This is a genomic window from Mucilaginibacter sp., from assembly GCF_036383575.1.
Taxonomy (GTDB): domain Bacteria; phylum Bacteroidota; class Bacteroidia; order Sphingobacteriales; family Sphingobacteriaceae; genus Mucilaginibacter.
In genome coordinates this window covers 1-12,068 of record NZ_DASVOB010000210.1, presented here as the reverse complement: position 1 = coordinate 12,068, position 12,068 = coordinate 1, and the positions used below count along the sequence as shown (strand labels likewise).

The window sequence follows — 12,068 nt, the reverse complement described above, 5'->3', positions numbered from 1 at the left end:
AAACGGGATGCTGGTTTATACCGATGATAATACCTTATCCATCAAAAAGCCGGAAATAAGCGGTACAGCGGTTGTGGAATTATCATTTGGTGCTACCATGCTGGAGTTGGACGCCGAGATTGATTCAAGGATCCAGTTCCCATCCATAACAGGGCGCACCTGGAATCCGGCATCGCAGGAGATTGAAAAGGTTGACGCCAACCCGCCATCGGGCGAGTTGAATGGGAATCTTAGTTCTGATGACTTGGCAGGCGTATTCAATGAAAGTAATTATCATTTAAACCACGGCGGTAAGCTTTCACAGCCCGAACTGCAGGCATGGGCAACATCGCTCAAGCAAAAGCAGGTGCTTTCGAAAGTGCGTGGCAGGGTAAAGTTTAAGGGGATCCATACGGTTAAACCGGGCATGATCATCAAACTCAGTAACCTGAGCGACCGCTTTAACGGTAATGCCTTTGTCAGTCATATCCAGCATCATATCTCCGCCGGCGATTGGCAACTGGAAGTGCAGTTTGGTTTGGATCCGCAATGGTTTACCGAAAAGTTTGAAACCAGTATAAAACCTGCTTCGGCCCTGATCCAGGCGGTTCCGGGTTTGCAAATAGGGGTGGTAACCCAACTGGAAAGTGATCCCGATGGCGAATGCCGCATTTTGGTACGCATGCCGGTGATCAGTCCCGATGACCAGGGGATCTGGGCGCGTGTAGCCACATTGGATGCAGGCAAAGACCGCGGAAGCTTCTTCCTGCCCGAAGTTGGTGACGAAGTTATCGTTGGTTTTTTAAACAGTGATCCGCGTAAACCGGTAGTGCTGGGCATGCTTAACAGCAGCAACAAAACCGCCCCTTTAACCGCGGCCGATGCCAACAACCAAAAGGGATTTGTAACCCGCAGCAAAATGAAACTCATTTTTGATGACGATAAAAAATCGGTAACCATCGAAACGCCTGCCGGAAAAAAAATAACCATGGATGAAGATGCGGGGGCGATTGAACTAAAAGACGAGAACAACAACTCAATAAAAATGAACAGTGATGGTATTACCATCGAAACGCAGGGCAAACTGGTGCTTAAAGCCCAACAGGATTTTAACGCCGAGGGAATGAACCTGAGCCTGAAAGCCAATACCGCCCTCTCGGCCGAGGGATCGGCAAGTGTGGAGGTGAAATCAAGCGGTACGGCGGCACTTAAAGGCTCAATTGTACAAATAAACTAATAAAAAAATGGCAGCAGCAGCACGGATAGGCGATATGCACGTATGCCCTATGTTCACAGCCCTTGTACCTCATGTAGGCGGGCCGGTGATAGGGCCGGGGGTACCAACAGTACTCATTGGCGGCATGCCGGCCGTATGCGTGGGCGATATGTGTACCTGCGCCGGTCCGCCCGACTCAATAATCATGGGTTCGGCAACGGTGCTGATAGGCGGAAAACCCGCCGCCCGCATGGGCGATAGTACGGCCCACGGCGGATCAATAGTGTTAGGTTGCCCAACAGTAATAATCGGAGGCTGATCAATGGAACCAAAAATACCTTTTATAGGCAGGGGATGGAGTTTCCCGCCAAGCTTTGACAAGGCCGCCGGTAAAGTTGAAATGCTTACCGACGAGGCCGATATAGAAAGCAGTTTGGGCATCCTGTTCACCACCCGGTTGGGCGAGCGCATTATGCAGCCAACCTTCGGGTGCGATTTGCAGAAAATAGTTTTTGAGGCTGTGAACCTCACCCTCAAAACCTACATCAAAGATTTGATTGAAACATCCGTACTATATTTTGAACCAAGGATAACGCTGAACAGCACCGAGGTTGATACCAGTATGGATAACGAAGGGATCTTGCTTATTAAGCTCAACTACACAGTACGTACCACCAATTCAAGGTACAACTATGTGTTCCCTTATTATAAAAATGACATTACCAGCATAACTACCAACCAATAAGAACTAACCATGGCCTGTAACGATAAAAATCCACTTCAACGTGATGGCTCAAGCCAGTCACAGCGCTTCCTGAAAGCGCTTGACCCAGCCTACGCCCCAATTGAGGAATTGGGCATGGAAGACTGGCTGACGTTCGCGGCTGCTTATGCCGATAAAATAAACTACTATACCCTGAAAGATAGTAATTACCCCCAAGGCGACTGGAAACCGTTTTTCATCCAGGATAAAAAAGCGTTGCAGAATTTTCTGAAACAGGTTGAGGTTAAAATGCAAAATGCAGGCCTGGGTTTCCCCGACTCCAGTATAAAAAGCGATGTTGAACCGCACCTTGCCTTGTTTATGTGTTTCATTATGCTGCTGCAGCATTCGGAGGATGCATTGAACCAGTTTACAGGTCGCCATCTTGATTTTTATTTTAAACGGGTATTGCAACTGCGTAACCGTCCCGAAGTACCGGATAAGGTACACCTGATATTTGAACTGGCCCGCAACCTTACAGGCTTCCTGTTGCCGCAAGATACAGCGCTTGATGCAGGTAAGGATAAAAGCCTAAAGCCGAAACCTGTTGTTTTTAAAACCAATGCCGAACTGGCCGTAAACAGCGCTACTATAGCCGCTATGAAAAGCTGGAACCAATCGGCAGCAGATAAAAAAGTTGCCTACGCCGATGTTGCTTTTTCGGCCGACGGTTTAGGTACGCCCTTTAAGGATGATGTGCCCAAATGGAACCCATTTGGCAGCAAAAGCTGGCCAACAGCTTCATTGGGTTTTGCCTTCGCCTCTAAAGTATTGCTTATGAGCGAGGGCGACCGTACCATAACCTTACCACTTGATTTTAATGGGCTTGATGCCTTTGATCCTGCATTAATAGGGCAGCTGTTTAAGGTTTTTTTAACCTCAGAAAAGGATTGGCTCCAGGCTGATTTTTCTTCAACAGCGCCCGTTACGCTTAACCAGCAGCAATTGGTTATTACCTTAAATGTACCGCCTAAAGCAAAGGCTATAGTGCCGTATGATCAGACTATCCATAAAGAGAATTACAAGACTGATTTTCCCGTTATCCGCTTGCTGATGAGCGTTCAGGATAATGCTTATCCTGTTTACGTGGCCTTGAGCAAAGCTAAGCTCAATGATGTGCGGATAGATGTGTCCGTAACAGGCATGAAAAACCTGGCTATTGAAAATGACAATGGTAAGGTTGATCCTTCGAAACCATTTTTTGCTTTTGGAGCAGTGCCCAAAATACATTCCAACCTTTATATAGGTAACGCCGAGATCTTTCAGAAACAGTGGACAGAGATTAATCCTCAAATAAACTGGAAAGGGGTACCCAGTCCGATAGAAGATTATTACAATGCTTACCGCGTTAATTTTGTAAGCCCGACTTTTGCGGCCAGTGATTATACAATCACTTCTACTTCGGGTGTAAACGATTATGGCGGGCGGGTTATAGCCAGTAAAGACAGCTTTACAGCGAAGGTGTCATTTATCAAAGATGGAAAATGGTTCCCTGATGGAGGTAGTTCAATCAGTGTGCTCGATGACTCATTTACTTTAACACCAGATGGTGTGCCCCAGCCGATAAATCAGGCCCCCAGTTTTATTAATCAATACCTTTACTTTAACGTATCCGGTGCATTTAATCAATGGAATGGCTTACAGGCCGAAAAAGCGCTTGTACAGCAATATGTACAGCCTATGCAGTTTTTTTTCCCAACACTGGGATTTATAGGCTTTCAGCAGACTGTCACACAAGTACAAACACAAACCGAAAACTTTTCGGCCGGGGTTAAGGATAACTATATCCGCATCAATTTAGACCGCGACTTTTTGCATAGTGAATATCCTAAGTTATTTGCGGCCGCTATGATTAAAAAAGATGCGGGAGCAATTATACCATCAGCACCTTATACTCCCGAAATAGAGTCGATCACTATTGACTATAAAGCATTTGCTTCAAACGATATTGATAAGCTTACATCCAGTAACAGCAATGCCGATCTGCTGGCCGATTACGTGAACCATAACGTACAATTTTTTCACGAAACACCGTTTGGCCAGGCCGAGCAGCATGCTTTCCTCAAAAAACAATTTCATGGCCTTATTGATGGTAACATTACAGCTATACCTCAAGCACCTGACCTTGCCGCTTTTTACATAGGCATTGCAGGTATCCAAACAGGCTCGGTAGCCAGTATCCTTTTCCAGGTTGCTGAGGGTAGTGAGGATGCTCTTGCGCCATCGTTCTCTGATACCATACAACCTAAGTGGTTTTACTTATCCGGCAACGAATGGCTGGCATTGGATAAAAGCAACATCATCAGTGATGACACCAATGATTTTTTACGCTCCGGCATTATCAAGTTTTTAATTCCCGAAGGTGCTACCACTACCAATACTTTCCTTAACCAAAGCCTAACCTGGCTTGGGGTAGAGCTGCCAACTGCGGTAACGATTGATTCGGTTTGTAAGTTTATCAACGTGCATATCCAGGCTGCTGAAGCCGAATTTGCTGATAATGACAATGAACTTTCGCATTTGGAAACCGGATTGCCTGCCGGTACCATCAGTAAACTGGTTGACAGGTTGCCGCAGATCAAATCAATTACCCAGCCCTACGCTTCGTTTGGCGGTTTATTGCCGGAGGATGATGGCGCTTTCCGCCTGCGGGTAAGCGAGCGCTTAAGGCATAAACACCGGGCAATTACCATTTGGGATTATGAGCACCTGGTAATGGCGCAGTTTCCGCAGGTGTTCAGGGTTAAATGCCTTAACCATACTAATGATGATATAGAAGTTGCCCCGGGCAGCGTAAGGGTAGTGGCTATCCCCGATATCCGCAACCAGATCAGCTTTGATCCATTTAAACCACGGGTAAGCAAAAATACCCTGAGCGAGATCACCAAATACCTGTCGGGTTTAAACTCTATGCATGTTGATCTGCTGGCTATTAATCCCGACTATGAAGAAGTGATCCTTGATTTTAAGGTGAAATTTTACTTCGGGCTGGATGAAAACCTGTACGCCATTAAACTGAATACCGATGTGATCAATTACCTGTCGCCCTGGGCTTTTAACCGTAATGCAGATATTGATTTTGGCGGCACCCTGTATAAAAGCGTGGTGATCCGCTTTATTGAAGAGCTACCTTATGTTGATTATATAACCGATTTTAAGATGTACTTCACAGCATCGGGACCCGCAAATCCCGATGTTTTGGAGGCAGGCAATTCAAAGGCCATTCTTGTATCGGCAAAGCAACATTTAATTGATACCAAAACCATACCTACATGCCCATGATTGATCAGTTAACCATACCGAAACAAATTGATACCAGCCTTGGGCCCGAGTACAATACCCTGCGCACCGAAGGCATGCAGCATATCCGCGACCTGGCCAGCGCCATCTGGTCGGATTATAACGTACATGATCCGGGCATTACCACGCTCGAGATGCTTTGCTATGCGCTCACTGATCTTAACTACCGAATAACCCTGCCTGTCGAAAATATTTTGGCGGTTGAGCATGACAATACCACCAGTATGCATGAGCAATTTTTATCCGCTATAAAAATACTGCCCACTTACCCGGTTACACCAGATGATTACCGGCAGCTGTTTGTTAGGATAGATGGCGTACGTAATGCCTGGATCAAAAAATCGCCGCATAGCATTATAGCCAACTATAAACAACCGGATGGTAAACCGCTGTTGCGTTATGCCCAACCGGGCGAAAATGCCCAGACAGGTAAAGAGGTTAAGTTTGATTTGAAGGGGATAAACGATATCCTGATAGATTTTGAAGATTTTCCTGAACTGGGCGGCGATCCAGCTAAGATCAAAGCCAAACAGGATGATATCATCAAACAAATAAAGTCGGTATATCATTACTTCCGCGAGTTATGTGAGGATCTTGACCAGGTTAAAGCGGTCGAAAACCAGGAGATAGTTATATGTGCCGAAATTGAACTTCAGCCCCAGGCTGATCCTGAAATGATTTGGGCACAGATCATGTTCAATATTGAGCAATACCTTACACCCGATATTACATTCTACCTGCTTCAGGAACTGCTTGACAAAGGCATGCAGCCCGATGAGATATTTGAAGGCCCGGTACTTGATTTTGAAAACCTGCAAGGCATCGACACCAAGTTTGCTAAACAGGGTTTCATAATCCCATCCGAGCTTGCAGCCTCACAATTACGTACCGAAGTACGTTTATCTGATCTGTACCGCATCATTATGGAAATTGACGGTGTGCGGCTGGTAAAGCGGATCTCTTTTGGTTTTTGCGGATGTACCGCGTCGCAAAGTGAGGTTGCTGACAAGATCTATAAATCAAACGAGTGGTTGCTTTGCGTACAGGATGGTCATAAGCCCGTTTTGTGCGAAACCAATTCGTCATTTACATTTTATAAAGATGTGGTGCCTATCGAACTGAAACAGTCCGAAGCCCAGGCCGATCTTAACCAGCTTCGCAAAGACTGGCAGGACGATGTAGAGGCGAAAAAGATAGTCGATCTGCCGGTGCCTGAAGGTGATTACCGCGACATAGCCCATTATGAAACCCTGCAAAACCAGTTTCCTGAAAATTATGGTATTTCACCGCTGGGCTTACCCGATACTGCAACTACCGAACAACGTTCGCTGGCTTTACAGCTTAAAGGCTACCTGCTGTTTTACGACCAGGTGCTGGCCAATTATTTCGCCCAGCTTTCAAACGCCAGGGTACTGCTCACTGCCGATGATAGCATCCGCAAAACCTATTTCAGCAATACAGTAAATGGCATCCGCGATGCAGAAAAGTTGTTGGATGGCTTTGCCCAATGGGAGCAAACGGTTGATGATGTAATTAAAGAAACCGGGCAGGATAACTATCCCGAACGGAAAAATAAATTCCTTGATCATTTGCTGGCCCGGTTTGCCGAGCAGTTTAACGAATACGTGTTTTTGATGTATCGTATTTATGGCGAGGATTATCAGCGCAACATCATCAGGCATAAGGTTAATTTTTTGAAGGATTATGACCAGATGAGCATTTGCCGCGGCAGTGGAATGGACCTGTACAACGCCAAAACACCCGATCAGCAATTGGTAAATGTATCGGGCATGGAAAAACGGATCTCCATGCTGCTGGGCTTCTCTAACTATAAAATGCAGCAGCTGAGTGTTGAAGATTACCTTTTGTTCAAGGCTGATGCCCTGCATTATAACTGGACAATATCGCAACTTGGTGTAGTTAAATTTAAAGGCAATAACAACTATCTGAAAGAGATTGACGCCTATGAAGACCTCGGCCTGGTATCTGTGCTGGCTTGCGACAGGGAAAATTACCGCTTAAGTCCGGGGGCAACTGCTGGCAAATACGTTTATAATATAGCCAACTCTGCAGGTACTTTGCTAACGCTCAATGATATGGAGTTCAGCGCTGCCGCCATCGAAACCGAAATAGCGTTTATCATCAAATTTATGCAAAACGATTTCAAGATGGAAGGTATGTATGTGATAGAAAATATCCTGCTGCGCCCGCCATTTGATTATACCGGCGATGATGCCACCCATCACCAGTTCATGCCGGTCTGTCTCGACCCCAATGGCGTGTACTGCGAGCCGCTTGACCCTTATTCGTTCCGCATTTGTGTGATACTGCCTGGCTACAGCGTAAGGTTGCGTAACACAGCTTTCCGCACCTATGCCGAGCGGCTTATCCGTACCGAAACTCCAGCCCACATTCTGCCGCGCATCTGTTTCATCGGGCACGATCAGATGGTTGGTTTTGAAGCTGTTTATAAAGATTGGCTCGCTGCCAAACACATAGCGGTAAGTACAGATACGCCTATCGATCCGGGATTGAACAGCAAATTCATCGACGTGCTTGAAAAATTGTACACAGTTTACCAGCAGGGCCAGCTAAGCGATTGCAACGATGACACCCAGGAAACCAACCCGATAATATTGAACAAATCCAGCCTTGGCACCTTGCAGGGCGGTACAAATAATAACAGTTAAAACCTAAATGACAAAGCCATGCCTCCAGTAACCAACATAAAGCTTACCGATATAACTTTAGAGTACAACACCTTTGTTGACAGTCAGGTGCTTACCGCCAAGCAGCTGAATGATATTGTAGAGTTTTTTGAAGATCAGCAGCGCCTAACCCGTACCTGTTTAATTGGTGTTGGCCTGGTATGCGGCTTAAGTTTCAAAGGCGATGCCAACGGTATAACCATAGGCAAAGGCTGCGGTGTAACTACCGACGGCGATTTGCTTTACATGCCCGAAACAACGTATAAAAACTTCAGGGCTTATGATAATTCGCTCATTAAGTATCCGCCATTTTACCCCATGGGTACCGATGCAGCGCAAATGGCTTTATGGGAGCTGGTTACTCCGGACGATAAAGGCGTTTTGCCGGTTGATAGCTTTGCTCTCACTGATTTTAAATCAAAGGCCACTAAGGATCTTACCGAAATGTATGGTCTGCTTTACCTGGAGTATTACTCTAAAGATCCGGATGCCTGTACGGCGATTGATTGCGACAACCAGGGACGCAAGCAGGTAGCCAAACCCAAAGTACTGCTCGTTGCGCAGGCAGATATGAACCAGATCATAGAACAAACCGGTTCGGAGGTTATTTATGATGATATCTACAAAAAATATTTTAACGCTTACAACGCGTACTTTGACGCCCCGGTACTGGCCGCCAAGAGGGTGTTTTTTAATACGCAAACAACCGCTTCCTCATCGGCACTTACCGCGGCTTTTTCAAGCATTGCAAATACTGGAGCAGGTGGCCTGTCAACCGCGGTGCAATCGCTTTACAATACTTTCAAATTCGCGCTTGATCCGCAATCTACTTATCCTATTACCAGTATTATTGCCAATATAAATACTACCTTAAGCAAAGCTACAGCGCCTATGCAGGCCCAGTATCTTTATGATTTTTATAAAGATCTGTTAACCGGGTATAATGAATTGCGTGCTGTACTTTCAGATATCATTTATCAGTGCTGCCCTAACATTTACGCCTTTCCAAAACATATTATGCTGGGGGCTTTAAATGTTACGCCGACAGCTAAGCCGACACCTTATCGCCATAAATTTTATGCTTCGCCGGCTATCAGCGCTAATAAAGATAAGCTGAATATTGCCATTAGCCTGCTTGATAGGTTGAACATCATGAGCAGTGGGTTTACGCTGCCAGCAAGCCCTGTAGTGACAATAACGCCGTCTATTGATAATAGTAAACCTTTGGAAGCAAGGGCTATCCCTTTCTATTATGGCAATCCGGTTGACCTGGCCAAAAAATGGAGCCATAGCCGTTGGCTGCAGGGGACGGATAAACTGATCCTCGGTTATAATGCTTCCGCTTATTCGCCGGCTAATGATGTTGTTGTAAATCCATTGAACTATTCCATAGATTCCAATAACTTTTTCAGGATAGAGGGGCATATCGGCAAAAAATATACAGAAGCGCTTGCCGCTGTTGATAAGATCAGGCAGGATACTAACCTCCCTTTTGATGCGGTTGCTATAAGATTAGGCGACGTGACACTTAGCGATATCAACATAGATGACTATGCTTGTCAGTTTAATGATCTCGAAGCTACATTAAGAGCTTTCCAGGCCGAGCAAAACTGCCTTTACAGTGATGTAAGTAAGTTTTTTTCAAGTTTCGATACCAAAACAGGTTATTCGGTGGCGAATGAGGTTCTGGCCCAGGCCGCTCAGCAGACACTGTCATTAGCCAATGAAGAGGTAGCCGCAACTCCCAAAATGAAAATGATGGCGACAGCTAAAGCCGCTGACACTGCCGGAGTACAGGCAACTGCACATGAGCAGGTAATGAGCAGCGGGCTTGCCATCAATAGAAGTATAAGTAAAGTTGTGATTGATGGCGGCATAAGTGCTGTTGATAACAACATCAATGTTGCTCAAAATAGCATAGGCTATTATGTAGATCAGATCCGCAGACAGGGTACCTCTATAAGCATTTCGGATTATGCAGATGCTGTTGGTAAAACAGTTGATACTTCAGCAACCGGCTCATATGAACAGGCCATAGCCGTTGATATTCCTGTACGTGTGATTGCCGGTACCCGAAATATAAGCCAATGGCTGCCCGACAGGTTGGTTGATATTGACGATGACACTATAGATAACTTTTCGGCACGGATAGATGATCTGTGTAACGAGGTGAAATCGGCAAGCGTAAGAAGCCGCCAGATCTTTGCCAAAGCCGATTATGTGCGTAAGGGGTATGAAGATGACTACGCGCTGCAATTGTGGCGTTTGTCTGAAAATTGCTGCGCAGGCCAGGCCCTTGCCGTTATCTTGAAAGAAATTCAGGACCGTAAGGCTAAGTTGTTAGCTCAGCTTACTTTCTCGGCCTATGCTGCAAACCATACAGGTTTGGAACACCTTGCCGGTGTGCCTGCTGGCGGAACCTTTGTAATGGTATACGCGACCACCATGACTACGCCCAGCCCAACAATACCTGCAACTACAGTTTCGCTCGATGACAGGTTAAAGCTACTTCAGGCTAACCCGCAGTTTGTAAAAGGTTTTGCAAGCGATACGGATGCGATGACTTTTATTGCTCAGAATACCAATTTTGAGGACATTTCCGCCGCAGTGAAATTTTACCAGGTTCAGTCGCCCCGTAAATTTACGCCAACAATTGAGGCCGATGTTATCAATAAAACCCAGGCTTTAGCTATCGATCTCGGTAAATCACGGGCAGTAGCCGCAAACCCCGATGTGCCTGCCGATATAGTATTTGCCGATTTTTGTTTGCCGTATATGTGCTGTTCAGATTGCCCGCCGGTGGCATTTATTATGCCTAAACCACAGGTGGGCTTAAGCTTGCCTAAAGCTGTAGCCTGCTCAGACGAAGGCTTACTACAGTTTAAAGTTAGTCCGGTTGATGGTGTAATTAAACCTGCGGCTGGTTTTGAAGCTACCGTTGTAACAAAAGATGCTGTTAACTATTTTGATACAACCAAAGTTAAAGACGGAACATTTGGCCAGCAGATCAAATTTACTGTTAATGATCAACCTACAGACTGTACCATTACAGTGTTTAAACATCCTGCTGTAACGCCGGCGGCCAGCATAAGTGATACAACACAGTTTGCCGTATTTATTCAGTTAACTGCGACAACAAACCAGGCCGCAGGCGACGTGTTTGCTTACACCTGGACAATGCCCGACGGACAAGTGCATGCTAACCTCACCACACCGGATGATAATATTACCTTCCAGTATGCCGATCTTCGCACAAAATTCCCTGACGGTAAACTTACTTTTACTTTATCTGCTAATAACCATGACTGTACCGATGCAGAGCAGGTTGTGCTTACAGTACAGATCCCTGACGAACCGGTAGACCTGCAGTTAGCTGCCAGCGAAGTTTGTTCAGATCAGGGTAATATAAACTTTACAACTGTACAGCCAGCAACAGGTATTATTACTTCGAAATTAGCGGGAGATGCGGTTAAATTACTCGGTAGCCAGTGGGTTGTTGATCCGTCAAAAGGCCCGTATGATACGAGTATCAACGATTTCATGGTGAACAACAAACCGGTTGCCGGTTGCACACTCATGATCCATGAGCATCCACAGGCTTCGTTTGATTATAAAGTAGATGCTGACCCATCTAAAGGCACTGCTACTGTTACCTTGACAAATAAAACACCGAATCCGGGTAGTTTCAAATTTACCTGGACGTTTGATGATGGTACCACCAGTAATGAAGTGAACCCGGTTAAGATATTTAATATGGGGCAGTTCCCGCGCGGCCGAAATACAGTTATTACGTTGACCGCTGTAAATGGTAAGTTTGATAAATGCCGTGCAGTATTTACACCTACGCCGCCTGTTGCTTTGCCGCCAACAGTTACAATTCCTATACTGACCAACTTTCCACCAGCAGGTACAACCACAACTGTAACTACGACACCTCCACAGATACTTGTAGTTAAAGATGTACCACCGGCAGCTACTACGGTAACGCCTAAAATAGATCCGGCTGTTATTAAAGAAACGCCTGCGGTAACACCAGCAGTAACGCCTAAAATAGATCCGGCTGTGATTAAAGAAACGCCTGCGGTAACACCGGCAGTGACGC

6 protein-coding genes are annotated in these 12,068 nt (G+C 45.8%); all 6 read left to right on the top strand.

The genetic code is table 11. The features are described from left to right. Positions 1–1,216 (top strand): type VI secretion system tip protein VgrG (gene vgrG, locus VF500_RS07630; protein ID WP_330859103.1); only part of this gene is annotated, 1,216 nt, incomplete at its 5' end. Between the two features lie 7 nt (positions 1,217–1,223). Then, positions 1,224–1,514 carry a PAAR domain-containing protein gene (locus VF500_RS07625; protein WP_330859102.1) on the top strand — a complete coding sequence of 97 codons (291 nt, stop codon included), beginning with the start codon at positions 1,224–1,226 and terminating at the stop codon, positions 1,512–1,514. A gap of 3 nt (positions 1,515–1,517) precedes the next feature. Next, on the top strand, positions 1,518–1,940 hold the full coding sequence (locus VF500_RS07620; RefSeq protein WP_330859101.1) for a GPW/gp25 family protein: 423 nt from the start codon (positions 1,518–1,520) through the stop codon (positions 1,938–1,940). Positions 1,941–1,949: 9 nt separating this feature from the next. Next, positions 1,950–5,240 (top strand): baseplate J/gp47 family protein, encoded by a 3,291-nt coding sequence (locus VF500_RS07615; RefSeq protein WP_330859100.1) that lies wholly within the window; start codon positions 1,950–1,952, stop codon positions 5,238–5,240. Beyond that, a complete protein-coding gene (locus VF500_RS07610; protein ID WP_330859099.1) occupies positions 5,237–7,948 on the top strand; it encodes a hypothetical protein in 2,712 nt (903 codons plus the stop codon). The genes VF500_RS07615 and VF500_RS07610 overlap by 4 nt, the downstream gene beginning before the upstream one ends. Before the next feature lie 18 nt (positions 7,949–7,966). Further along, positions 7,967–12,068: hypothetical protein (locus tag VF500_RS07605; protein WP_330859098.1), on the top strand; the 4,102-nt coding region annotated here is incomplete at its 3' end.

What these genes read in the sequence shown, in the direction of transcription:
- VF500_RS07625 (WP_330859102.1), top strand. Translation starts at nt 1,224, where the DNA reads ATGGCAGCAGCAGCACGGATAGGCGATATGCACGTATGCCCTATGTTC.
- VF500_RS07620 (WP_330859101.1), top strand. Translation starts at nt 1,518, where the DNA reads ATGGAACCAAAAATACCTTTTATAGGCAGGGGATGGAGTTTCCCGCCA.
- VF500_RS07615 (WP_330859100.1), top strand. Translation starts at nt 1,950, where the DNA reads ATGGCCTGTAACGATAAAAATCCACTTCAACGTGATGGCTCAAGCCAG.
- VF500_RS07610 (WP_330859099.1), top strand. Translation starts at nt 5,237, where the DNA reads ATGATTGATCAGTTAACCATACCGAAACAAATTGATACCAGCCTTGGG.